The organism is Spirosoma taeanense, assembly GCF_013127955.1.
Lineage (GTDB): Bacteria > Bacteroidota > Bacteroidia > Cytophagales > Spirosomataceae > Spirosoma > Spirosoma taeanense.
This window is the reverse complement of sequence record NZ_CP053435.1, coordinates 4,564,186-4,590,604: the sequence shown is the minus strand read 5'-3', so window position 1 is coordinate 4,590,604 and position 26,419 is coordinate 4,564,186. Positions and strand designations below refer to the sequence as shown.

Below are 26,419 nucleotides of genomic sequence, written 5' to 3'. Positions count from 1 at the left end.
TTGGCGGCAGGCAAACCGATAATCGCTGCCTGGACACTCTTAACCGTTCTCCTCACCGGACTGACGATTGGTACGTCGCAGGCGCAAACGACGCCAACGATTGACCTGAGCGTTCGCAAACTGGTCAGCAATCAGAAGCCAGCTATCGGTGATGTCATCTCGTACACCGTAATCGTCAAAAATGACGCTGGCGCAGCCGCTACGGCCACTAATGTTATTATAAAAGACGAACTGCCAGCCGCAGGGGCCGAGTATGTGCCCGCATCGGCTGCTACGCTGCGCGGCACCGGAACCTATACGTCCGGAACCTGGAGCGTGAGCGCCATTGCACCGGGCGATTCGGCGGTTTTGACGCTGAATGCTAAGGTTCTAGCGCGGGGAGTCTGGTTCAATACGGCGGAGGTAATATCAGCCAGTCAGACAGATAAGGATTCGCAGCCCAACAACCAGAGTCTGGCAGAGGATGACTATGACGCCGTCTGTTTCTCGGTACCTATTTTCTGGTATCCGGGTGATGAGTTCTTGGTCAGCATTCCAACCGGGTATAATAAGATAATCTGGTTCCGGAATAATAAAGACGTTACGACAGTTTCGGCTGACTCGGCCCTTATTAACCCAGATTCGTCGCTCACCATTAAATCGCCGGGGGTTTACCGGTTTACAACCTACCGAAACGGTTGTCCGGCCCTAAACTGCTGTGATATTGAAGTAATCCGGGGACTTTACGGCAGCTTGGGCGATTACGTCTTCCTGGATACAAACAAAGACGGTATCCAGAATGATGGCAATACGGGTCTGAACGGAGTCAGGGTTTATTTATACGATGAAACGGGCACGACCAAACTGGATTCGACCTTCACCGCTGGTGGCGGTAAATTCTTATTTGATAGCCTGACCGACGGTAAGTATAAAGTCCGGTTCATCGTACCGGATAGCTTGTCGATCACCCAAAAGGATGCTGCATCTACACCCGTCGACGCTGTGGATAGCGATGCCGGACCCGATGGGTTTACTCGCGTTTATCAGGTAGACACCAGCAAACCTGAAAGCGACACCGCCCGCAACAACCTGAATGTTGACGCAGGCTTTGTGGATACGCGCGCGTCTCTGGGCGATCTGGTATTTGTGGATATTAACGGCAATGGAATTCAGGACGGCGGCTCGGAAACGGGCGTGGCGAGCGTAAAAGTAACGCTCTACCAGAGCAGCACCGTTGCGGGTGGTACACCGACACTGATCGCTTCAGCGACGACCTCAGCCACGGGCGCTTACAGCTTCACCAGTCTGACGCCGGGCGATGGGTATTACGTAGTGTTTGACACAACCGGCCTGCAGAGCCGGGGCTACGTGCTGACCCAGCCCAACGCGACGACCAACACCGCACTCGACAGCGACGCGGGTGCAGATGGCAAAACAACGAAGACCTATAGCTTAAGTGCGGGTGAGAACAACACCAGCGTCGACGCCGGCCTGAAACTACTGAGCGCATCGCTGGGTGATCTGGTCTTCCTGGATAACGATGGTAACGGCCAGCAGGGCGGAGCTGGTGAAGTCGGTGTGGCGGGCGTAAAGGTCACTTTATATAAAGAAGGGCAAACTTCGCCGGTGGACAGTCAGACGACCAACAGCAATGGTGGCTATCTCTTCACGAACCTGACGCCGGGCGTTGGCTACTATGTGGTCTTTGATACAACCGGTCTGCGCGGCCGGGGCTATGCACTAACGGGCGCTAATCAGGGCGATGACGCCACTGATAGTGATGCGGATGGCGTTACAGGCAGGACCGGCAGCTATACGCTCTCGCCGGGTCTGGTAAATTTGACCGTCGATGCTGGCCTGAAATTACTGTGCCCGACCAACTTTAACCTCGTTGCCTCGAATGACGCCGGACTCTGTTACGGCGATTCAATCAAACTGGTCGCTTCCACAACGGTGGCTGGTGCTAAAGTCTGCTGGTATCTGACGCCCTATGATGGAACTGCTTTTGCCACGGTTAATAGTGGCGAAGCCATTACGGTGAAGCCAACGACGACCACGGTTTATTACGCAGAAGCAACTACGGACGATGGCTGCCGGAGCGCCCGCAAGCCGGTTGTCGTGACGGTTACAGTCGTACAGACCCCGATCTGCCTGGGCAATATCAAGAATACCTGCCCCGAGCGAACAGTCGATCTGACGAAGATTGCGATTGAAAACAAAAGTCCGGGCCTGACCTATGAGTGGTATACCAGCGCGCTGCGTTCGGAAGCGACCAAGGTAACTAACCTGACTGCCGTAGGGGCCGGAAAATTCTATCTGTTTGCTCGTTCGGCCGAAGGTTGCTATAGCAGCCCAACGGTCCTAACGGTCGAGATTGTAGACTGCAACTGCCAGAACGTAGCGGGTGTGAACATTGGTCCGGGCCTGTCCGCCTGTTCGGGGGAGGCTGTCGTCCTGAAAGCTACGCTCACCGGTTCGGCAACGAGTGTAATCTGGTCGTCGAGTGCAGGCGGAACGTTCAGCAGTCCGAACAGTCTTACCACTACGTTTACACCGTCGGAGGCTGCGGTTACCAGCGGCTCGGCGCTGATTACGGCCACGACTAATGACCCGGACGGACCGGGTGGCGTCTGCAGCGCAGCAACCAGCTCGCTGATTCTGAAGATCAATCAGCGGCCCGATGCGCCGGTGGGCGTAGCCTGCGACGATACGATTGTTTGCCAGGGTAACAGCACGAAGCTGATTGGTTTTGCACCGGGCGGAAAAATCAACTGGTATGATCAGGATAATAAACTGCTCAGTACGGTTGAAAGTGGCTCCAAGCTGGTGGTGAAGCCATCAAAGGCGGGCATGAACACGTATTACGCGGAGGCCGTTAATGCTGATGGCTGCACCAGTGCTACGCGTACGTCGGTAACGCTGACGGTCGGCACGTGCCTGGCTGACCTGGCAGTTCTGAAGAAAGTTGTAACACCGGGGCCGTATAGTGTCGGTCAAACCATTACGTATGCCATCACGGTAAGCAATAAAGGGAAGACGACGGCTACTAGCGTAAAAGTCAGTGAACTGCTGCCCCCTACGCTGACCTACATCAGCGCCACTCCGGCGGGTGAATACAGTGCAGGCGCGGGTGCGTGGTCGGTTGGAAGCCTGACGGTTGGCTCCGACCGGAACCTGCTGGTTCAGGCGACGATCAATGCAGCCGGTACGATCAAGAATACAGCGGTGGTGAGCAGTCCGGAGAATGATCCGAACTATGCTCAGGACGATACCTCGTCGGTAACGATTCAGACGCTGGCGTGCGACGTGAAGCCGCCATTCATCACCTGCGCGATAACAGACATCTGCAAAGGTGACGAAACGGTGCTGAAAGCGACGGGTTGCGCCGGTGGTACGGTGAAATGGTCAGATGGCCAGACGGGGCTGACCGTTACCGTAAAACCTGAACTGACGACGGTCTATTCGGCAAGCTGTATAACAAGCGCTGCCTGCACAAGTGCAGCATCAAACCTGATTACCGTCACTGTTCGGAATCCAAAAGCCCCAACCCTGATTGCTTCAACTGACAATGTCTGCCCGGGTGGACAGGTTGTGCTGACGGCGTCGGGCTGCGAAGGGGGCACGTATCAGTGGTCGGAAAGCGACAAAACCGGTGCTTCGATAACCGTTAGTCCGCTGACGAAAACGACCTATACGGTTCAGTGCCGGATGGCGAACTGCGTAAGCGACGCTGCCACTAAGACGATAGGTGTCGGCGGCACCATGCCGACGCCAATCATTACGTGCAGCACGACCATTGTGTGTCCCGGCGAGCATGTAACACTGACGGTGAATAACTGCCAGGGAACGCCCGTCTGGAGTAGCACAAGCGAAACGACTACCAACATCATTGTTACGCCGACCCTGGGCGATAACAGCTACACTGTTTATTGTAAGAACGGTGCCTGCACCAGCCCGGTATCGAAAGCGTATGTGATATCGGTTGTTGAGCCGGTCATTCCAACGGTAACGGCCAGTGTGGATACCATCTGCGCAAAAGGTAAGGTAGTGCTGACCGCGACCGGCTGTAACGGTACGGTAATCTGGGGTGGCGATGAGAAGCTGACCGGCTCTAGTATAATGGTGTACCCGGAGGCCAGCATCAGCTACTACGCCCAGTGCAAGTTCCGGTCCTGCCTGAGCAATCCGTCCGAGTCGGTAGCGATCACGGTCGTAACGCCGAGCGCACCGATCAACACGACCCTGCCGAAAGTGGTTTGCAGCGGTGAGAAAGTAATTCTTTCGGCCGAAGGCTGTGAAGGTGGAACGATCAACTGGTCCGGTACCGAGAAGACCGGTGCCAGCGTAGAAATCATTCCGACCGAAACCAGAGAATACTACGCAACCTGTAAGATGGGCTCGTGCGAAAGCAATGCCTCGCAGAAGATTCGCATTACGGTCAACACATCGGGTAAGGCACCGACGATTGTGGCATCGACGACTGCCGTCTGCAATGGCGGGGTTGTATCGCTGACGGCAACGGGCTGCGCGGGTACGGTGGTCTGGAGTGTGCCAGGTCTGACCGGATCGGTTGTATCCGTAACAGCCAGCCCGACCAGCAACGAGTACTACGCGATTTGTAAAGTTGGTGCGCAGTGCGGCAGCGGTAAGTCGAACGTTATTAAAGTGAACGTAACGCCCATGCCGACACCGGTCATAACGGCCAGCGCCGATTCGATCTGCGCGGGTGAAACAGTAACGCTGACGGTGAATAACTGCCAGGGAACACCCGTCTGGAATACGAAAGAAACGGCCCGAAGCATCATCGTGTCGCCGGACGTAACGACAGCTTACTCCGTATTCTGCAAAGACGGTGTCTGCGCGAGCGATACGGCGAAGAAATACCCCATTACGGTTGTACCGGTACCGGTTCCAACCATTGCGGCATCGGCTACGGCGGTCGAACCGGGTGGAACGATTACGTTAACCGCTACGGGCTGTCCGGGTGACGTGTACTGGTCGGTCAACGATGTCAATGGCAACAACAAAGGCGCGTCGATCTTCGTCAGACCGCAGGGTACCGAGACCTATTACGCCCAGTGTAAGTTCCGCTCCTGCGTGAGCGCTCCGTCTGTTTCGATTACGGTCAATAAGGAGGGAAACTGTGTCGCCAAAGCGGCTACGCTGGTAGCAGTGAGCGGCACTGTTTGCGCGGATACGAATAAAACCATCCTGATAGGGGCTACGCCCAATGGCGGCTTGGTTAAGCCCGAAGGCTACTCGGTACTGTATGTTCTGACAAAAGGAGCCGAACAGGTTATCCAGCAGACGAGCGCAACACCAAGTTTCAATGTCTCGGCCCTAACGGCAGATTATACCATCCATACGCTGGTGTATAGCGCCAGTCCGACCGATAAAAACTACCTCGATCTGGCCGTTGTCAAGCCGGGCCTGACGACGAGTGCGGACGTGATTAAACTGATCGCCGATCGAAAAGTCTGCGCAGACCTCGACCTTATCGGGGCGAAGGTTATAGTCCGGTACGTAGAGCCGCCTAAACTCGTGGCGGGTCCATCGCTGACGGTCTGCGCTGGAACGAAGGTAACACTCACAGCGCTTGGCTGCGAAGGTGGAATCGTTAAATGGTCGGACAATTCCGTGGGCCAGAGCATCGAGAAGATTATCAGCAGCGACCTGTGGTTAATGGCAACCTGCACGGTGGATGGCTGCACGAGCGCTCCGTCGCACAGCGTCGACATAATCCTGGGTACGCCGGGCATTCCGACGGTGGCCTGCAACAAGCCGACCATCTGTGCCAATGAGTCCGTAACCCTGACGGCAACGGGCTGCGAAGGTGGAACGTTGGTGTGGTCGGACAACCAGACGAAAGGCAGTATCCTGACGGTGACGCCACCGGCCAGTGTTTCCTACCGGGTGAAATGCGTGATTGGCACCTGCGAAAGCGCGTGGTCGGCTTACTGCCCGATCAAGGTCGGTTCGCTGGTAGCGCCGATTGTTTCTATTGCGGGTTCGACCACGATAACCAGTACGACGGCCTGCTTCGGTGCGCCTGTAACGCTGGTAGCTCAGGGTTGCCCGGCAAATAGCCAGGTGGTCTGGTCGAACGAGCAGGTCGGCCAGTCGATAACGGTCACGCCAGTTAACAGCGTAACTTACACGGCCCGGTGCTACAGCTCAAGCACCTGCATCAGCCAGCCGTCAAACAAAGTTGTCGTTACGATGCTGCCAAAAATCAGTCAGCCGTCGGTGGTCGACAAAACAAACACCTGTCCGTTCAATACGGTTGATCTGACAACGGCCGTAACCAGCAAAGCGACGGTGAGCGGCAGTGTGTTCGAGTTCTATACGGCTGAATCGCTGAGCGACGTATCCAAGGTAACGAACCCGGCTGCCGTGGGAACTAGCACGTATTACGTCGTCGAGAAAACGGTCAATGGCTGCTCTAGTCTGCCGGCCGTAATCCACGTACAGATTAACCGTTGCGATCAACAAATCGCCTGTGATCCGCAGAATCCGGCAACGGCTAATGCGGGGCCTGACGCTACGATCTGCACGGCCAAAACGTATCAGCTACAGGGTAAGATGGGTGGCGCGGGTAAAGTGCTATACTGGACGACCAGCGGGAAGGGCACGTTCGATAACCCGTACCTGCCCAACGCGACTTATACCGCCAGCGTGGAAGATATAGTGGCGGGTAAGGTGACGCTGACACTCTCAGTGAGCGCGAATAACGCCAGTTGTCCGGTCGCTAAAGACGAAATGGTGCTGATCGTAGAAGGAATCAAAACCATTCCGACAATTCAGGTGGTTGGGGCCAGCAGCCTTTGCTACGGTGATTCGGTCACGCTGAAAGCACCGGCGGGCGCAGCCAGCTATAAGTGGAGTAACAATGCTACCACGCAGAGCATCGTGGTGAAAACAAGCGGAAGTTACACGGTTCAGTTGTTCGATTCGAAAGGATGCAGCTCGGTAAAATCCGACCCGGTTGCGGTGAACGTAGCAGAACCCATTCCGGCTCCGCTCGTAACGAACCTGCGCAATACCTGTCCGGCCGTCATCGCAAATCTGACCTCGGCACTATCGGCAACTACGGCGGGCAGCACCTACGAATACCGGATTGGAGCGGCTGTTACATCGAATACGCTGGTTCGTCCAGACTCGGTAGGGGCTGGAACGTACTATGTGTTTGCGAAGAATAGTCTGGGCTGCGTCAGTGCACCAGCGAAGGTGGTCGTGCGTATCGTCAACTGCACCGCCGATTCGGTAGCGACAGATGTCAGCATCCGCAAAACGGCGGATAAGCCGGTAGTACGACGTGGCGAGACGGTGACCTACACCATTACGGTCAGCAACCAGGGCGCTCATACGGCGCATAATATCGATGTGCGCGATGTGCTGCCGGGCGGTCTGGAGCTAGTGCTCGGACCAGCGCCAAACTATAGTCTGTCGGGTGGCGTAATTACGAAGCATATCGACAGTCTGCCGGTTGGCAAGTCGGAAACCATCGTCTTCTCGGCGCACATGCTGACGAAAGGCGAGGTGATCAACAAAGCTGAGATTACGTATCTCGACCAGAAAGATACCGATCTGTCCAACAACACGTCGAGCGTAACGGTGCGCGATACCTCATCTTATAAGCCAAGCCTGGTTGGGCTAGCTAAGGCGGTGGTTGGCCGACCGGCGGTTAAAGGCGACTCGCTGATTACGGTTCGTTACGGCTTCGTGCTGACGAACTTCGGCGATGACACGCTCCGGAAAGTGCAGGTGACCGACGATCTGGCCTACGCGTTCGCGCCCAACTCGGTTCAGAAGGTCGCCATCAGCACCACGGACGACGACTTCAGTCTCAAACGGAATTCTGGCTTCACGGGTATAGGCAGCAACACCAACCTGTTTGACTCGACGAGCTATGTTGCTCCGGGCCGGTCGCAGACGTTCTTCCTGGACGTAACGATCCGTCGGGCAGCGGGCGATACCACCCGTTCGTTCCGAAACATCGCGGGGGCATCGGCCTACAGCAACGGAATGAAAGTTGAAGACCTCTCTGCCGATGGTGGGGATGCCGATCCGGATGGCGACGGCGATCCAACGAATAACACGGGATTCTCGTCCTTTACCCTGAGCACCGGGCAGCCCGCTGGCCCGAGCCTTGGCGTAGCGCTGGCGGTAATTAAGGTTGAAAAACAGGGTAACAACAGCTACAACGTTACCTATAAAGCCACCATCAAAAACTTCGGGGATGTGGACCTGTACGGGATCAGCCTGACGGACAGTCTGGCTAAAGCCTTCCCGACTTCGTTCACGGTAGTTGGTCCGCCGATTGTCGGTGCAGGAAGTACTTTGGTTCCGAATGCCAGCTTCAATGGGCTGACGAACGTAAACGTCCTGACGAATGCCAGCTCGCTGGCGGCCGGTGTGCAGGATACGGTGCTGGTGACGGTGAACATTAAGCCGAATGGCAACAACGGACCGTTCTTTGTGAACGTAATTGGCACTGGCCACACGGCCGATACAACTCAGTTTGTTCGGGATATTTCGAATGCCGGATTCGACCCAACGCCCGAAGGGTCCGTTTCGACCGCTGTTCGGTTCGATCTGCCCGCCGGGCTGATCGGGGTTGCCAAATCGGTTGGTCCGCCAATGAAGGTTGCAGAAGGCGTATTTGATGTGCCCTATACGATTAAGCTAACGAACCGGGGTACCGTACCGCTCAGAAAGGTGCAGGTTGTTGATAACCTCTCCGAAACCTTCGGGCACGGCGCGCTAATCGTCAGCGAACGTATCCGGGTTTACGCCAGCGCCGGACTGATGACCGATACGCTCTACACGGGGCAAGGTCTGGTGACCAGAATGCTCGTTGATTCGATGAGTACGCTGGCCGTGGGGGCCTCAAGTAGTCTGAACTTCGTGGTTCGGGTGAACGTAAAGAATGCAGACTCGCTGCGTTTCGTTAACACGGCTGTTGCAACGGCTCTGACGGCCAATAATCAGGTGGTGGAAGACCGGTCGGCGGCCGGTATCAACGACGACCCGGATCATGACCTCGACCCGCGCAACAACAGTATTGCGACGCCGGTTACGCTGGATAACCTGTCGACGATCCCGTATATCGGAGTGGCTATGGCCGTTCGGGATACGGTTCGGCAGGCGGATGGTAGCTTCAATGTAACGTACCAGATCGTGGTTCGGAATTATGGCACGGAGCCACTGACCCACGTAGCCCTGAGCGATTCGCTGTCGAAGGTCTTTAATAATCAGACTGGCGCTACGTACGCAGTTGTCAAAGCGCCGATTACGACCTCAACGGGCAGTGCGCTGAAGCTGAATGATAAGTTTAACGGCAGCACAGACGTCAGGATTGTGCTGGGTGACAGCACCAGTAGGCTGGCCGTGGGTAAGGTCGATACCATTCTGGTTGTCGTGAACGTAGCGACGAACGGAAGCACAACGACCTTCCTGAATACGGTCTATGCCCAGGCGATTGCCAGAACCGGCAGTGTGTCGGATATCTCGACCAATGGACTGGTGCCGGACCTCAACGGCAACAACAACCCGACGGATCAGAACGAGCGCGAAGCAACTCCGCTGAACCTGCCCGCAACCAGCACGACGATCTTTATTCCGCAGGGCTTCTCGCCAAATGGTGACGGAATCAATGATCTGTTCGTAATTCGCGGTATGGCGGGACTGACTGTCAGTCTGGAGGTCTATAATCGCTGGGGGCATCTGGTCTACAAGAACGACGATTACCAGAACGATTGGGACGGTAAGCCTAATGCGGGTGTTCTCGTCGGTTCCGACGCCAATGGTCTGCCCGATGGCACGTATTATTACGTGATTACGACGAGCGACGGCCGCAAGTTTGTACGATATATGACGATTAACCGCTAATACCGATGTCAAATCAGTTTTTAACGAACCGGTGGGCTGTTGCGCTGCTGCTGATCCTGGGGATCGGCAGCGGCCAGGTCCGGGCGCAGCAGGACAAAATGTTCTCGCAGTACATGTTCAACATGATGGCGCTCAACCCGGCCTATGCGGGCAGCCGTGATGTGCTGAGTATGTCGGCCCTGTATCGCAATCAGTGGACAGGCGTTGAGGGCGCTCCGCAAACGGCGACCTTCACGGTCGATATGCCACTGAATCAGGAGCGGGTAGGCATCGGTTTGCAGTTATACGGCGACAAGTACGGACCAGTGCAGGAAGCGGGCGGCTTTGCGTCCTATGCCTTCCGGATAAAAGTAGGGGAGCGCTCAACGCTGGCCCTGGGCCTTCAGGCGGGTGCGGCCAGCTACAACGTGAATCTAGCCGACATCAAGACCGCTCCCGACGGGTCGAGTCAGATTGATCCGGCTTTTGCGACTAATATTTCAAAGATACTGCCCAATTTCGGAACGGGTATCTATCTCAGCAATGACCGAACGTATCTGAGCATTTCGGTACCGCGACTGATCAAAAACAAGCTGAACGAATATAATTCTGCGGGTGGGGTGCTGTCGGTGCAGCGCCGTCATGCGTATCTGGCAGCTGGTTTTGTGGTCGGTATCAGCCCCTCGGTCAAGATGAAACCATCCATGCTGGTTAAATATGCCGAAGGCGCTCCGCTGGGCTTCGACGGGAACGTAAACTTCTGGTTTGCCGACCGCGTAGCCATCGGCGTGTCGGTGCGACGTAACCAGTTTACGGACTGGAGCCAGATTGGGACCGATGCCCTCATTGGTTTGCTGGAAGTGCAGCTCACCGACCAGTTCCGGTTTAGTTACGCGTACGACCGAACGATGAACAACTTAAAGGACATCGCCCCGAGCTCGCACGAGATTATGCTCCGGTATGAGTTTGGTTTCGGTAAAAACCGCATTCTGACCCCGCGCTACTTCTGATGATCCGGCATCAGCAAAACCGCCGTACCGAAATCAAGGTGCTTGCGCTTAACCAGGATAGTAATGCCATTCGAAGCGTTAGGTTTTTACCCTAAAACCCTACAATTTGGCTGTCAATTCCGGTCAACTCATGCCTATCTCGTTTCGAAGCCGCGTTTTTTTTCTGGTCATTACCAGTCTGCTAAGCTGCCTGAGCCTGTCTACGCAGGCTCAGCGGGAAGTTCTCTACTCGCAGTATCTGGTCAATCCTTTAAGCATCAATCCGGCTTACGCGGGCATGCGGGAGTCGTTTCACCTGTCAGCCTTTCTCCGACGTAAATGGATCAGCGTTCGGTACGCACCGGTTACGCAGAGCGTTTCGGGGGATGGTTCGATTGCCAACGGACGGGTCGGGCTGGGGTTTCAGGCGCTGAACGACCGGATGGGTATTTTTGCCGCTACGGGTGTGTATGGCAGCGTAGCCTACCGCTTCAATCTGCCCGCTCTAGCCAGGCTGTCAATAGGAGTACAGGGCGGTCTTAACGTCCTGCCGGTCTACGATTTCACGAGCGCATCGAGCCTGAACCGGGCCGTTGGCAGCTTTGGCGTCGGCGTGTATTATAAATCCGAAACGTTTTTCGGCGGCATTTCGGCGCCCGAACTGGTGTCGCAGGGTGTAAATCTGGCAGGTCGTTCGCTCTACCCGACCGTCCGGCCAGTCATGGTGCAGGCCGGAACGAAGTTTGAGATTGACGAAGGGACCGTGCTGATTCCGTCGGTGCTGGTTTCTAAAATTGCCGACCGGCCCCTGGGCATTGATGTAAGTGCCCGAATCTGGTTCGCCGAGGAGTTTGGACTGGGCTTATCCTATCGGCGGAACAGCCCCGGCGTCATCCAGACGAACTATCTGCAGGCGCTGGCTGAATATCAACTGACAAAAGCCATTCGCATTGGCTATCTGTTCAACTCAAAAACGCCGGAAAGCCCCGGTTCAACCCTGTACGATCAGAACAGCGTTCACGAGATCATGTTCCGCTTCGCGCCGGGTGTGCTTCAATTTTCGTATTGATTGAGACAAATTCAACCTGATGCGTAAAGCCAGGTTAGCAAACAGGGAAGTACTCAGAAAACACCTGGTTGGATGCCGGCGTGAAAGGCTGGTCTGGTTTAGGCTTTTCCGTAATTTTAGGATAACTTAGTCCCAAAGAAACGTAATCCAACGCCCGTTTGAAACCCCACGATGAGATTTCGAGGGCCGACATGTTTCGCTATCTGACGGCTGACAGTCGTATGCCCAACCAGCAAACCATTCAGAATCTATACATACCCAGCGACCTGGACCGGGAATTTCCGCTGGCTCCGCATTTCGTTCAGGCATTTGGCAGCTACCCCAATTATCTGCACTTCAACGACGATTTCAAACCGTCGGCGCGCGAATTGCTGGATAGTCGTGGGTTCCAGCTCATCAACCATACCGCCCGCGTCAACGACGAAGGCTGGCACGTAATCGAGCGTATTTATCAGCATGAGGACGGCGTCGTGCTAAAGGCGGAGTTTATCGGTGAGCGGTTTTTTCGGCTTTACGGTTTCTACCGCGACGAACTGTCGGCCAAAGGGTTGTTCGAAGGGCTTCAGGAACACAAATATGTTCACGAAGACAACCAGACGCATATTTATCTGATTCAGAGTGGGCTGGGCGGGCTCCACACGGAGCGGGTTGAAATTCTGCCGCCCGATATTAACCTCGATCTGCACTATAATGACGATTTTCCACCGGTGCACGAACGGCTGGTTAACCTGCTGGCGCAGCCCAAGAGCAAGGGCCTGATCTTGCTGCACGGTGAGCCGGGCACGGGGAAAACGACGTATATCAAATACCTCAGCTCGCTGGTCAGGAAGGATATGCTTATCCTGCCGCCTTACATGACCAATTACCTGACCTCGCCCGAGATTATTCCGTTTCTGCTCGATAATAAAGATTCGGTGCTCATTATCGAAGACGCCGAGCGGATTCTGCAATCGCGCGAAGCCGGGGGCGACACCAACAGCGTATCCAACATCCTGAACCTGACCGACGGCCTGCTGGCCGACTGCATGCATATTCAGGTCATTGCTACGTTCAACGCGAGTAAACACCTGCTGGATAAAGCCCTGCTACGTAAAGGTCGCCTGATGGTCGATTACGCCTTTGGCAAACTGACACCCGCCAAAGCCAACGAACTGCTCATGCACTTAGGCATGGATTTTCGCACCAAAGAACCCATGACGCTTGCCGATATCTTCAATCTGGACGAGCAGACCGTTTCGGGCGAGCGGCAGGAGGTGAAAATGGGCTTCTAAGACCGGTTCTGCCTCAAGGACCGGCGCATTCGAGGCATGGCCAGCACCTGATCGGCCTGCTGAAGCATGGCGTTGACGCCACCATATCCCACCGCCCGATGGACCAATTCTCCGGTGGGCGTAATGAACAGCGCAGTGGGGTAGCCGCCAACGCCGTACTGCCGGGCTATTTCGGGGCCTTCGCCAGCTTCGGCGTTTACCTGATAGCTAATGAAGTGCGCGTTGAATTTCTCGCCTATTTTCGGGTTCGGAAACGCTTCCCGCGCCATTCGGCGGCAGGGCGGGCACCAGGTGGTATAAAAATCAACGTACAGCGGCTTGTTCTGATTTCTGGCTTCGGCTAAAGCATCCTGCCACGAGCCAGCGAAGAACCGGATACCAACCGGCTCATCGGCCCGAACAGTCGTCAGAAGCAGGAAAAGTGACAGGGCAAGGAGAAAGCGTTTCATGGCCTAAATGTAGCCAGTAATCGGCACTTGCTCATCTTGTTCAGGCCGACGCTCCGTTAGGTTCGCTTGTTCGCTCATGCGCGCGCGACTGTCGGCGCTTGTGCATCTCTTCAACTTTCTCCTCGTGAATTTCTTCGGCATCTTCAACCGAGTGCGACTCCGACAGGCTGGCTTCAGCTTTTGCCCGCTCGGCCAGTCGGCCAAAGAAATCGTGCAGGGCGTGCAGCTCGGCTTCGGTCAGGTCTTCTACATTAAGCAGCCGGTTGCTGGCTTTTCGGTTCACGGCGATGAGTTCGTTGAGTTTGATCTGCATTGCGAGTGAATCTTTGTTCTGCGATTTCTGAATCAGGAATACCATCAGAAAGGTAATGATTGTCGTGCCGGTATTAATAATCAGCTGCCAGGTATCGGAGAATCCGAAAATAGGGCCCGTGATAAGCCAGAGAATAATTGTTAGCAAGGCAAGCAGGAAAGCGGTTGATGAACCAGTAGCCTGCGTGGAGCGGGAGGCAAAGCGCTCAAAGAACCGGGAAAATTTATTTGTCTTCATTGCTGGACTGGTGGTAAGGAGAAATTATATCCATAAACTCCGTATCGCTCAGTTTGTGAAATTAATTTGTTTTAATACATACTCAACGGTCCAGATTTGGTGGCTGGTTGGTTTAAAACACGCCTTGACCTAGGGCTCCAAAAACAACCGATGCCGCTAAAACGAGGGCTGAACTAAATGCCCATGCAGCTTGTCTTTTTAATGTATGGCCAAACCTCTGACTTCATCAGCTAACGCTACTGATACTAAGGCAGAACTAAGCTGGCGCGAGCGTTTCGCAGCCCTTAGTAATTTGCCGGCTTTTTTCCGGTTGGTGTGGGCAACCTCACCGGCTTTATTCCTCGGCAATGCGTTGCTTCGGCTCGTCCGGGCTGCCATTCCTGCCGCTACGTTATATATTGGGAAGCTCATCATTGACCAGGTCGTTGCGCTTACCGGGCAGCCGGGCAATAGCGACACGGAATATCTCTGGTGGCTGGTGGCCGCTGAGTTCGGGCTGGCGATTCTGTCGACCGCACTGGGCCGGGCGGTTGCGCTCATGGATGGCCTCCTGGGCGATCTGTTCGCCAACCAGACGTCGATACGGCTGATGGAACACGCGGCTACGCTCGACCTGGAGCAGTTTGAAGATGCTACGTTCTATGATAAACTGGAACGCGCACGGAGGCAGACCACGGGCCGGACGGTGCTGCTGTCGGGCGTTTTCGGGCAGGTTCAGGAGCTGATCTCTGTTGGCTTTCTGGCGGCTGGTCTGGCTGTTTATAACCCCTGGCTGCTACTGCTGATTCTGGTGGCCGTTACCCCCTCGTTCATTGGCGACAATTATTTCAACCAGCGCAGCTATTCGCTCTCCCGCTCCTGGACACCCGAACGGCGCGAGCTCGACTACCTGCGTTACGTAGGCGCAAGCGACGAGACCGCCAAAGAAGTCAAGATTTTTGGTTTGTCGGGTTTTCTGATCGACCGCTTTCGGACCCTGTCGAACGACTTTTTTCAGAAAAATAAGCAGCTCGCGATTAGTCGCGCCGGCTGGGGAGTGCTGCTGACGGTCCTGGGGACGGCGGGCTACTACGGGGCTTACGTCTGGATTGTGATGCGGGCCGTTAACGGGCAGATTAGCCTCGGCGACCTTACATTCCTGGCCGGGTCGTTCCGGCAGGTGCGCGGCTCGCTGGAAGGGATTCTGCTTCAGTTCAGCAGCCTGACGCAGGAGGCCATCTATCTGCAGGATCTGTTCGATTATTTTGCCATTAAGCCGCTGATTCATTCGCCCAAAACGACGCGCCTGTTTCCCAACCCGATCCGGGAAGGGTTTGTATTTGAAAACGTTGGGTTTAAATACACCAACTCCGACCGCTGGGCGCTGCGTAATCTGTCGTTTACATTGCATGCGGGCGAAAAACTGGCGCTTGTGGGCGAAAATGGCGCGGGAAAAACCACCCTCGTCAAACTGCTGGCCCGGCTCTACGACCCCGCCGAAGGACGGATTCTGCTCGATGGCTACGACCTGCGCGAGTATGATCTGGTTGAGCTGCGACGTAACATCGGCGTAATTTTTCAGGACTATACCCGGTTCAAGATGTCGGCCGGTATCAACATTGCTGTTGGGGACATTGACGAACGGACCAACCAGCCGCGCATCGAAACGTCGGCGCAGCGCTCGCTGGCCGATACGGTCATTGCCAAACTGGCCGGGGGCTACGACCAGCAACTGGGCCGTTCGTTTGGTAAAGGCGTCGAGCTGTCGGGCGGAGAGTGGCAGAAAGTGGCGCTGGGGCGTGCTTACATGCGCGATGCGCAATTGATCATTCTCGATGAACCCACGGCTGCGCTAGACGCCCGCGCCGAGTATGAAGTTTTTCAGCGATTTGCCAAACTGACCGAAGGTAAATCGTCGGTGATTATCTCGCACCGGTTCAGTACCGTTCGCATGGCCGACCGGATTCTGGTGCTGGAAAATGGAACGCTGCTCGAAATTGGTTCGCACTACGAGCTGCTGGAGAAAGACGGCCGTTATGCCGAGCTGTTTGGCCTGCAGGCGCGGGGGTATCAGTAAGATTTGTTCGGGTTCGGAGTTGAGTAGTAGCCGGGGTCGAATGCCTTACTATATAAACTGATACCGACCATGAAAACCGTCTTTATCGTCGCTACACTCCTTGGATTGGCAGCCGGCGCTTTTGCCCAGACTGCTGCGGTACCATCGCCCGATGTGCAGATCAAAACGGCCGTGCTGGCAGCCCCGGCCGACAAGCGCGATGGCGCTACGATCTATGGCTATTCGACGAAGAATGAGTTTGTGCTCTTACGTAAAGGGACGAATGAACTGGTCTGTCTGGCCGACGACCCGCGGCAGAAGGGGCTGAGCGTGTCGTGCTACCACCGGGATCTGGAGCCGTTTATGGAACGGGGCCGACTTCTGAAACAGGAGGGCAAGAAAGCCGACGAGATCCTGAAAATTCGGGAGCAGGAAGTTAAGGATAAGAAGCTGACGATGCCGAGCCATCCGTCAACGCTGTTTTCCTACTCGGCCAAAGACGAAAATTACAACCCCACCACCGGCGAGGTAAAAGACGGCTACCTGCGCTATGTCGTTTATATTCCCTACGCAACGGCCGAAAGTACCGGCCTGCCGCTGAAGCCCGAAGCACCCGGCATGCCCTGGATCATGGATCCCGGCACGCACCGGGCACACATCATGATTAATCCGCCCGTTTCCACAACGGCCAGCCGGTAAACTCTACGTAATGGTTTGTTCAGCGGTCAAACCATACTCTGAACAACCATTACCGTTATTCCATTTTCGGTTCGGGGCCACGGAAGGCATCTTTCTTGGAAACGGCTGCCAGCTTAACGGGGCGTCCTTCCCGCGCCGACTGGTAAATGGCGTCCATAATTTTATGGTCCTGCAACCCTTCCTCACCCGGCGTAAAGGGCCTTTTATTCTCCACGATACACTCCGAGAAGTGATCAATTTCGGTCGCGAACTGGTTCTTATCTCCGATTTTGTGCTGAGTAACCTGATTTTCTTTCCCCTGCGCCTGGCTTGTTTCTAACTGCAATCCGGTATACGGAAAGGCGGGGTCCATTTTAATCCAGCCCCTATCCGCCAGCACCTTATAGTTCTTATCATCGTGGTGACCGTAACTCGTTGCGCAACTGGCCTGTACACCGCTCGGAAATTTCATCAGCCAGTTGACCTGCTCCTCAACTTCCGTAAAGCGGGGATCGCCAGGCGTATTGTGCACAAAGGCCGACACTTCGGTGGGTTCCTCACCCAGCAGATACCGGATTGTATTCAGACAGTATATACCAACGTCGGGCAATGAGCCGCCCCCGGCAAGGGCTTTTTTAAACCGCCAGTGGTCAGGGTTGTCGGAGTTCTGACCGTTGTTGGCCATGATTGACTTCACCTTGCCGAACTGCTGTTTCTGTACCATTTCCCGCACCATCCGGTGATGGGGTTCGTATTGGATCCGATAGGCGATCATTAATTTCTTACCCGCCTTGTTGCAGGCGTCAATCATAGCCTGACATTCAGCCGCGGTATTGGCCATGGGCTTCTCGCAGAGAATATGTTTTCCGGCCTGCGCCCCCCTAATCGTGTATTCGGCATGCAATCCATTGGGCAATACGATGTATATAGCCTGTACGTCTTTATTGTCGCGGAGCTTGTCGTAATCGGCGTATTTGTAGCAGTTTTCTTTTTTGATGCCATACTGGGCCGACACCTTCTGCAACTTTTCCGGACTGCCGCTTACCAGCGCCACTACTTTCGATTTTTTACACTCGGCAAAGGCCGGAAGAAGCTGATCGAGCGTCAGGTGGCCCAAACCCACAAGGGCGTAACCCACGCGCTGGTCGGGGGGCAATGGTGTTGGTGTTGGCGGTTCCTGCTGCTCGGTCTTCGCTTCGATCTGCTCCAGCTCAATGGGTTTCTGCACGTCGTCCGGTACCGTGGCTGGAGGGGACTGAGCCGGCAGGTTGGGAACGGGGCCGCCGGGCGTATTAGTGACTGTCGGGGCCGACGTAGAAGCTTCGGGTTTTTTCTCGCAGGCCATAAGGGCGCTGCCGACAGCACCGGCAGCGAGGCCACGCCCGGCAATGGTTAGAAAATCTTTACGGGTTAGGTCGGTTGACGTGGATGCCGGATCGGTGTCAAACAGCTGCCAAAGCTGATTTATAGACTTCATAGAGTTGCTTTTTTGCAACGAAACTCTATGTTATAGGCTTTGTTAGGAAAATCAATCTACTGCATTGACAAACCTCCGATAAGCAAAAGCAGCAGGCTGGCAGTTTGTTGATGACCTTGACGCATCAATCACAAACCACCGGCCGGCTGCTTTACGTACTCCGTTTATTTCATTGGCGAATAGTCCGTCGGTTGCATGTACACCGACTCAACTTTGGTAGTTAGCGGGCCGTTCTTTTCCGATTCGGCTTTAGCCTTCACCCAGACTGGATCTTTACGGAATTCGTCGAAGTGCTGCTTGCCTTCGGCTTCGCTGGGGTGCGCCAGAATATAAACCAGACGAGGCTGGGAACCGTCTTTTTCCTGGGTAACCCAATAGCCGATGTTTTCCATGCCGTGCTTATTGAAGAGCTTAAGGGTATGATCGCGGAAACGGGTCAGCAGGTTTTCCAAGTTGCCGGGCGTAGCCGTGTAGGTCCGCAGTTCGAACGTCCGCGCCGGCGATGCCTGCTTCAGTTTGATTTTAGGCGAAATGTCGGCTTCGGTCATGAAAATCTGGTCAACGCTGGCAACCAGTTTGCCATTCGCTTCGGTTTTAGCCACTACAGCTTTCCACTCAGGATCGCTCCCGAACGCTTTCCAGGATGCGTCGCGGGCCTCGCGGCTTGGATACGCCAGGATATAAATCAATTCTTTGTTGGTCGTATCGGTCGGGGTCCAGTAGCCGATATTCTCCATACCGTGCTTTTCAAAAATCTTCAGGGTGTACTGCCGAAACCGATCGACAATCTCAGCGTACTTACCCGGCGTTGGGTGATAAATCCGAACTTCATAAAATCTAGAACTGGGTTTGCCCGGAGCAGGCTTGGCAAATGTTGCCACAGTCAGTAGCAGACCGACGATCAGGAATGAATACAATTTGGTCATGGGAAGAAATAAATAGGAAGAAAGCCGAAAATTAGCCGATTTTTTGGGGATAATCATCGAAAAAAGTTACCAAGCTACCTGATGACTTGTAAAACAGGTGGTAAGTCCTATTTTTGTTAGTCACCCACGGGTTAAACTTACGATTTTCTGCTATGCTGAGCCGCGTTGCCAATTCTGTTTACTGGATGCACCGTTACATTGAGCGGGCCGAAAATTATGCCCGGTTTATGAGCGTGAATTTTAACCTGGCCCTCGATCTGCCGCCCAACGTAGACCAGCAGTGGGAGCCGCTGCTCATTGCCACCGCTGATAATTATTTGTTCTACCAGTATTACAATGAGCCGACGCGCGAGAATGTCATTCAGTTCATGACCTTCGACAAGCGCAATCCGAACTCCATTGTGGCCTGCCTGAACAACGCCCGCGAAAACGCCCGAACGATTCGTGAAGCCATTTCGAAAGAAATGTGGGAACACCTCAACCAGTTTTATCTGATGGTGCGCGATATGGCGCCGAAGCAGCCGTGGGGGCAGAGCCAGACGCAGAGTTTTTTTACGGATGTGCGCAACGGCATCCAGTTGTTCTATGGAATTATCGACGCGACCATCACCCGCAACGATGCCTGGCATTTCGGGCGGCTGGGCCGGTTCCTGGAGCGGGCCGATAAAACCTCGCGCTTTCTGGACGTAAAATATTTTACGCTGCTGCCGGAAGTCGATTCGGTGGGTTCAACCATTGATCTGATGATCTGGTCGGCGGTGCTGAAATCCGTCAGTGCCTACAACATGCACCGCCAGCAGTACCGTTCACTGACGCCGTCGAGCATTGTCGAATTTCTGATCCTGGATAAGATGTTTCCCCGGGCGATGGCGCACTGTATTCGCCAGGCCGAACTATCGCTGTACGAAATTTCGGGCAATAATATCGCGCACGGCTTTGGCAATGCGGCTGAACGCACGCTCAGCAAACTGCGCAGTGATATTGAGTTTACCGAAACCAGCGACATTTTCAAGGCAGGATTACACCAGTACCTCGACAATTTTCAGACGCGCTCCAACGAAGTCGGCACGGTAATCTTTGAAACGTATTTCGATCTGAAGCCGGTTGAAGCGTAACCGTCGATGGGTACGGAGCTAATAGAATATCGGTAGCGTCAGCGCCAGGTAATACAATCCAGCCCGGTGGCGGAACCGGTTATTGTCGGCTATAACATCCCGCCTGGCCATGGTTGTTTCGGTGGTGAGCCATTGATAACCAGCCTTGAGGGCAAAGCGCTGCGTTAAATGAAAGCGGGCATACACTTCCGTCGAAAGCGTGCCGAGGTCGTTATCGCCCAGTAGCCGCACGTTTACCCGGCTGGGGTGCGACCGCTGAAAAACGTTGCTTCCCTCAAACGGCCGGGTAGTGAGCGAATCAATTCGGATGGCGCCCGTTGAGGAACGGTAGCGGCCCGTACGCCACTTGCCAAGTGTAAGGCCCAGTAGATCGGCGCTTGCCCCAAACTCCACCCGCCCTAAATTGATCTGCGCCCGCAGTCCTACGTTTAGCGAGGTCATCGTTACGTAATCGTAGCGAACGGTATCAATATTCTGGACAAGTAGTGGACTGGATAAGGCGGCAAAGCCCGTTTTACCACGCGTCAATCGGGCAGGGGCCGTGTAAAAGTTCAGATTATCGCCGTAAAAAGCCCCCAGTCGCATGGTCCAGCCCAGCGAGAACAATTTACGTTCGCCTACATTCAGCAGCTGATAATAGGCAATAGAGGGGTTATAATGATCGTTGGAGTAGGCCATTCCTAGATCGAAACCGCTGCTCAGACGGGCCGATACCGGCGATTGACTAAAACTGTGAACAGAAATTAAGGCAAAAAAGGCAATGAGAACTTTTTTCATACCGGCAAAATTAGTCCGAATGAAAGTTTTTCCCAGATAAAAAGATTGACCGGACTGGCAGCCAGGTGCTACCAATCCGGTCAGGTCAACTCTATTTTATCCGTTCCTCTGCGCTGCTCAGTTCTTTTTCAGCACCACAGCGCCCAGGGGCGGCACGTTCAGCCGGATTGACTGAGAACGGCCATGCCATTTCTCTTCTTCGCTGTTTATCGGGCTGGTGTTGCTGATGCCACTCCCGTGAAACTCGGCCGAGTCGCTGTTGAACACTTCCCGGTACGTGCCTGCCAACGGTACGCCAATGCGGTAACCGGAGCGGGGAACGGGGGTCATGTTGAGCACGATCAGCAGCGTATCGGCCGGATTGTTACCCTTTCGGCTGTAGGTCACTATACTGTTTTCGCGATCCGTCGTATCGATCCACTCGAAGCCGTCGGCCGTGAAATTCCGTTCATACAGCGCGGGTTCGGTTTTATACAGCTGGTTCAGGGCCTTCACGCAGGCCGCCATGCCTTTGTGGGGTGCAAACTCAAGCAGGTGCCAGTCAAGGCTGGCATCAAATTTCCACTCAGAGGTCTGGCCGAATTCGCCACCCATGAACAGCAGCTTTGTGCCTGAGTGAGTAAACATATAGCTGAACAATAGCCGCAGGTTGGCAAACCGCTGCCATTCGTCGCCGGGCATTTTGCCGACCAGGGCGTGTTTACCGTAAACAACTTCATCGTGCGAAAGCGGCAGCATGAAGTTTTCGGTGAAAGCGTAGATCGTGCTGAAAGTCAGCTCGTCCTGGTGGAATTTGCGGAAAGCCGGGTCGCGCTCGAAATACCGGAGCGTATCGTTCATCCAGCCCATCATCCACTTCATGCCGAAGCCCAGACCACCCGTATAAACCGGCCGCGATACGCCGGGGAAGGCCGTCGATTCTTCGGCAATTGTCTGCGTATCCGGGAATTCCCGGTAAATGGCTTCGTTGATTTCCTTGAAGAGCGAAATCGCATCCAGATTCTCGCGTCCACCGAACATATTCGGTTCCCATTCGCCTGCATTACGGGAGTAATCGAGGTACAGCATAGAGGCTACGGCATCCACGCGCAGGCCGTCGGCATGGCAGCGATCGAGCCAGAACAGGGCGTTGGAGATCAGAAACGAGCGAACCTCCGGCCGGCTGTAGTTGAAAATATAGCTCTTCCAGTCAGGGTGGTAGCCCTTGCGGGGGTCGGCGTGTTCATAAAGGTGCGACCCATCAAATTCGTAGAGGCCGTGCGCGTCGCCCGGAAAGTGCGAAGGCACCCAGTCCAGAATGACGCCAATGCCCGCCTGATGCAGTTTCTCGACCAAATGCATGAAGTCCTGCGGAGTGCCAAACCGGCTGCTTGGCGCGTAATAGCCCGTAATCTGGTAGCCCCACGACGGTGCGTAAGGGTACTGCATTACCGGCATAAACTCGACGTGCGTGAAGCCCATATCCTGCACGTAGGGCACCAGCGCATCGGCAATTTCGCCGTAGCTCAGTTCCCGCTCGGGGTTGCCGGGGTCGCGTCGCCACGACGACAGGTGCACCTCATACACCGAAATCGGCGCGTTAAGGGCATTTTTAGCTTTTCGGTTCGCCATCCAGTCGCCATCCTGCCATTCGTAATACGTGTCCCAGACGACCGAAGCGGTTAGGGGCGGGACCTCCCACCAGTGGGCGTAAGGATCGCCTTTTTCCAGTTCGCGCCCGCCCTCGTGGACGATGAAGTATTTATACTGTTCGCCCCGGCCGATATGCGGAATGAACCCTTCCCAGATACCCGACGAATCCCAGCGAACATTGAGCGGATGACTGCCCCGGTTCCAGCCATTAAAGTTTCCGATAACGGAGACGTAACGCGCCGACGGAGCCCAAACGGCAAAGTATGTGCCTGTTGTACCCTGGTGTTCAACAACATGCGACCCAAACTTCTCGTATAATTTCTGGTGTCGGCCAGACCGGAACAAATAAATGTCAAAGTCAGTAAAACGGCTGTAAATCGCTGGGTCGGCGAAAGATTGATCTGGTTGAGCCGGCGAAAGGTCGGCTGCATTTGGGTCACCGTTCGATTCCTGAGAAAGGGTAGGCGTTCCTGGCGGATTGGTGTCGGCCGGTCCTGTAGTTGTTTTGCGTTTTGTCATTGGTTGCGCGAATCAGGTTAGGGTTTGAACCTGTATCTTGACCGGAAAGTTAGAAAAAAACTTACCCTTCCATACGAAAGGCTCGTTCCATCTGACTCCGGATTATTTTAATATAGCCGGTCGGGAACATACGTGTTAACCGATCGATCAGCCGGGCATCGGCTCCGATTAACACCCGGGCTTTATTCTGGCGAACGCCGTTCAGAATCTGGCGGGCGGCTTCGTCGGGCGTTGTTCGGGCCGCTTTTTCAAAACTGATGGCACTTTGCCGGTGCATGGAGTCGGTTACGAAGCCGCCCCGGCCCAGACGGGCGTTTGTGGCAATATTGGTTTTGATGCCGCCCGGATGCACGCAGGTTACGTTGACGTTGGTATCCAGCAACTCCATGCGCAGAACGTCGCTGAAGCCCCGAACGCCAAACTTGGCCGTGCAGTAGGCCGATTGGTTCATGACTCCGGCCAGCCCAAACACGCTCGACAGGCTTACGATATGCCCCGCATTCTGCGCAAGCATATACGGCAGGAAAGCTTTCGTCATCCGCACAACGCCCCACAGGTTAATACTTAGCAGCCACTCAAAATCGTCCAGATCCGTCTGGGCAAACGATCCGCTGCCCAACCCTACGCCCGCATTGTTGATCAGAACCAGTTTCTGGCCAGCCAGTGCCGGCAGAATGTTATCGGCAAACGCCTGGATGGCAGCCGGATCGGCAACGTCCAGACCAATGGGCGTTACGTTGCCGTCAACAAGCTTCTTTGTTTCGGCCAGTCCGGCTTCGTTAATATCTGTCGCAATGACGTGCGCGCCCGTAGCGGCAGTCTGAATTGCCAGGTGCCGACCGATGCCTGAGCCAGCTCCGGTAATTATGACGGTTGTATCCTGAGAAAGAATCATGACGACGGCTATTCAAGGGCGATAACGAACCGGCAGAAAGTTACGGGGAATTTCAGCTAAGTTGCAGCTGATCAGTCACCGTTACGACGGTTTATCCTGTAATAACCCGGTTTGCAGCAGGGGAACGTCGGGCGTTAGGTTTCCCTCGCTCAGGCGGATTTTCTCAATCTCACGAACGACGTCAATGATGCCTTTGAGCGGGATTTTAACCCACGATGGCCGGTAGCTGATCTCATAGCCCAGTTCGTAGACCGCTTTTTCGAGCAGATAGATCAGTAGCAGGAAGTTGATCTCGTTATTGTTTTTAAATAGCGGGTGGGGCGTGCCAAACGTATCCAGATAAGCGTCTACGAACGTGTCGCGGATGAGGTAAAACCAACGATCCGACACGCGCTGCAGGTGTACAGGGTCGAGGTCCTCCGTTTCGGCGGAGTTAAAGAGTTTGGCACTGACGGCATAGTGGTATGACCGGATCATACCCGCTACGTCTTTCAGGGGCGAGTGCTTGATTTTTCGATCGGTAATGCTGCTTTCCGGTTCGCCTTCAAAGTCAATCAGAACAAAATCGTTTTCGGTAGCGAGCACCTGCCCGAGGTGATAGTCGCCATGAATGCGGATGCGCTGCGAACCAAACGGACGGGTCCGGAAGTCGGCAATGAAGGTATCAATAATTTCTTTGGCTTCCATGAATACCCATGCCAGCCGCTGCGCCTGCGGGTCAAGTTTAGTATAATTGTCGATCAGCAGTGCGTACCGGCGATCGAGCAGGTCCTCAAATCGCCGGATCAGGAACTCCCGGTATTCGTCCGTAAATGGTTCGGGCGCAAAAGCTGCTTCGGCATCCGGCTTATAAAGTGCGCAGTGCATCTCGCCCGTTCGGCGGCCAAGCAACTCGACTTTTTCGAATACGTCTTCGCGAATGGCGAACAGACGCTGGGGCACCGCATACAGAAAATCGTTGAGGTAATCGCCGGTTTGCGCCCACGAATCCTTGTCGTTCTGAACCATCCGCTGCATCATACCAAGTGTAATATCGGGGGTGTTGTCGTGCTGCCAGACAATACTGCCACCAAAAGCCGGGATGTGGTCAAAATTGCCGATGTCGGTCAGAAAGGCCACCATATCTACTTCGGGATTCGTCTCGCTGAAGAGCTTACGGTACAGCTTCAGGAAATATTTGTCGCCGAAGGTCATCGCCGAGTTGCTCGAATCGACCGGCAATACCTGGGAAGGTAACTGCCCCTCGTTCTCGTCCAGCCCTTTACCCCGCAGGAAGGTGATCTGGCCATCGGGCTGCGGATAGGTCTGGCTCTGGCCAATGGCCGTAAACAAGGCCTGCCGGAACCGTTCGTCGTAGATAGCGTCGATCAGAATACCGGTCTGCCCACCAATGGTAACCTCGCCCACCCGGCCTTTACCGGGTACATCGGCTAACTGGAAGGGAAGGCTATGAGCCGTGTGATCGGCAACGAACGAGAGCGGTAACAGGTAATTTTCGGGAATTCCATCAGCATAGAGGGCTTCCAGAATCAGCAGATACGCCCTGTCGCCGTCGGATAGAGGCAGCGTGTGGACAGACTTCGCCGAAAAGCCGGTTTGTTGCCGGGCCTTACCGGCAAACCACCGGCAGGTATTGACGTAAGGCGGCAGAAGTGTCTGCGCCAGCGAAGACCAGAACTCTTGGTTGGTCGCCAGCGAAGACCAGGCATCAGACGAAGAAATGGATTGCATACTGAGCATGAATTCGAATAATTGAGCGTCGGTTAGTCGCCACTGCAGTGCATTGACAAGACTTGATCAACAGGCCACAAGTCAATAAAATCTTTGCTATACAACAACGGCCAGCGCTCAATGTTAACGGCTAGCCAGGAAACAGCGGAGAGCACCACGGCTAATAAAGCCAGTTCCGATCACTGAAACTGACTCATTTATAGATTTCTTCTAAGGCTCCGGTGGTTTCCGGACCGTCGGGCGAGTTGTTGGAATTGGGTAATGGGATTCTTTGCTGACTGTCCAGCCGGCCAGCTGGCCGGCCAGCTCATCGGGGTCTTCCTCCGCATTCAGCTCAACCAGCAAGGCCTTCTGGCTCGCATCAATTAGCTGCGTTTTCGCCTGAATCAGTTGCAGATCCTCGGCGGGCAGGGGTAAGTCGCCTTTGAAATGCAAGATGTATCGTTCCTGCGCCATG

16 protein-coding genes are annotated in these 26,419 nt (G+C 54.7%); 7 read left to right on the top strand and 9 right to left on the bottom strand.

Annotated elements, in window-relative coordinates:
- From HNV11_RS19080 to HNV11_RS19065, 4 genes are all read left to right on the top strand, one after another.
- Entirely contained in the window at positions 1-9,870 is a 9,870-nt protein-coding gene (locus HNV11_RS19080; RefSeq protein WP_240163566.1) for an SdrD B-like domain-containing protein, read from the top strand.
- Between the two features lie 5 nt (positions 9,871-9,875).
- Positions 9,876-10,859 (top strand): PorP/SprF family type IX secretion system membrane protein, encoded by a 984-nt coding sequence (locus HNV11_RS19075; RefSeq protein WP_171741179.1) that lies wholly within the window; start codon positions 9,876-9,878, stop codon positions 10,857-10,859.
- A 130-nt stretch (positions 10,860-10,989) separates the two neighbouring features.
- On the top strand, positions 10,990-11,907 hold the full coding sequence (locus HNV11_RS19070; protein ID WP_171741178.1) for a PorP/SprF family type IX secretion system membrane protein: 918 nt from the start codon (positions 10,990-10,992) through the stop codon (positions 11,905-11,907).
- A 158-nt stretch (positions 11,908-12,065) separates the two neighbouring features.
- The gene (locus tag HNV11_RS19065) at positions 12,066-13,178 is read left to right on the top strand and encodes an AAA family ATPase (RefSeq protein WP_171741177.1); all 1,113 of its coding nucleotides are present in this window, start codon (positions 12,066-12,068) and stop codon (positions 13,176-13,178) included.
- On the opposite strand, the gene HNV11_RS19060 is transcribed toward HNV11_RS19065, so the two are convergent.
- Both HNV11_RS19060 and HNV11_RS19055 read right to left on the bottom strand, forming a co-directional pair.
- Entirely contained in the window at positions 13,175-13,627 is a 453-nt protein-coding gene (locus HNV11_RS19060) for a thioredoxin family protein (RefSeq protein ID WP_171741176.1), read from the bottom strand. The genes HNV11_RS19065 and HNV11_RS19060 overlap by 4 nt on opposite strands.
- 40 nt (positions 13,628-13,667) lie before the next feature.
- A complete protein-coding gene (locus HNV11_RS19055; protein ID WP_171741175.1) occupies positions 13,668-14,177 on the bottom strand; it encodes a low affinity iron permease family protein in 510 nt (169 codons plus the stop codon).
- A 205-nt stretch (positions 14,178-14,382) separates the two neighbouring features.
- Here HNV11_RS19055 and HNV11_RS19050 point away from each other — a divergent pair, with 205 nt between their 5' ends.
- Complete coding sequence (locus HNV11_RS19050) at positions 14,383-16,233, top strand: ABC transporter ATP-binding protein (RefSeq protein ID WP_171741174.1); 1,851 nt, start codon at positions 14,383-14,385, stop codon at positions 16,231-16,233.
- 69 nt (positions 16,234-16,302) lie between these two features.
- Positions 16,303-16,911: a hypothetical protein gene (locus HNV11_RS19045; RefSeq protein WP_171741173.1), complete on the top strand. Its 609-nt coding sequence runs from the start codon at positions 16,303-16,305 to the stop codon at positions 16,909-16,911.
- A 55-nt stretch (positions 16,912-16,966) separates the two neighbouring features.
- Here the strand turns inward: HNV11_RS19045 and HNV11_RS19040 are convergent, their stop codons facing one another.
- Positions 16,967-18,367, bottom strand: a complete 1,401-nt coding sequence (locus HNV11_RS19040; RefSeq protein ID WP_171741172.1) for a Gfo/Idh/MocA family protein — start codon at positions 18,365-18,367, stop codon at positions 16,967-16,969.
- Positions 18,368-18,531: 164 nt separating this feature from the next.
- A complete protein-coding gene (locus HNV11_RS19035; protein WP_171741171.1) occupies positions 18,532-19,293 on the bottom strand; it encodes an NIPSNAP family protein in 762 nt (253 codons plus the stop codon).
- Between the two features lie 152 nt (positions 19,294-19,445).
- Between HNV11_RS19035 and HNV11_RS19030 the strand changes: the two genes are divergently transcribed.
- Positions 19,446-20,408, top strand: coding sequence for an alpha-E domain-containing protein (locus HNV11_RS19030; protein ID WP_171741170.1), 963 nt, complete (start codon positions 19,446-19,448; stop codon positions 20,406-20,408).
- Positions 20,409-20,426: 18 nt separating this feature from the next.
- Here HNV11_RS19030 and HNV11_RS19025 read toward each other — a convergent pair whose 3' ends face one another.
- The 5 genes from HNV11_RS19025 to HNV11_RS19005 form a co-directional block, all read right to left on the bottom strand.
- The gene (locus HNV11_RS19025; protein WP_171741169.1) at positions 20,427-21,185 is read right to left on the bottom strand and encodes a hypothetical protein; all 759 of its coding nucleotides are present in this window, start codon (positions 21,183-21,185) and stop codon (positions 20,427-20,429) included.
- 117 nt (positions 21,186-21,302) lie between these two features.
- On the bottom strand, positions 21,303-23,336 hold the full coding sequence (gene glgB / locus HNV11_RS19020; RefSeq protein ID WP_171741168.1) for a 1,4-alpha-glucan branching protein GlgB: 2,034 nt from the start codon (positions 23,334-23,336) through the stop codon (positions 21,303-21,305).
- 61 nt (positions 23,337-23,397) lie between these two features.
- Positions 23,398-24,231 carry an SDR family NAD(P)-dependent oxidoreductase gene (locus HNV11_RS19015; RefSeq protein ID WP_171741167.1) on the bottom strand — a complete coding sequence of 278 codons (834 nt, stop codon included), beginning with the start codon at positions 24,229-24,231 and terminating at the stop codon, positions 23,398-23,400.
- An 81-nt stretch (positions 24,232-24,312) separates the two neighbouring features.
- Positions 24,313-25,971 (bottom strand): putative maltokinase, encoded by a 1,659-nt coding sequence (locus HNV11_RS19010; protein WP_171741166.1) that lies wholly within the window; start codon positions 25,969-25,971, stop codon positions 24,313-24,315.
- Positions 25,972-26,172: 201 nt separating this feature from the next.
- Entirely contained in the window at positions 26,173-26,418 is a 246-nt protein-coding gene (locus tag HNV11_RS19005) for a hypothetical protein (RefSeq protein WP_171741165.1), read from the bottom strand.
- Position 26,419: the final 1 nt, after the last annotated feature.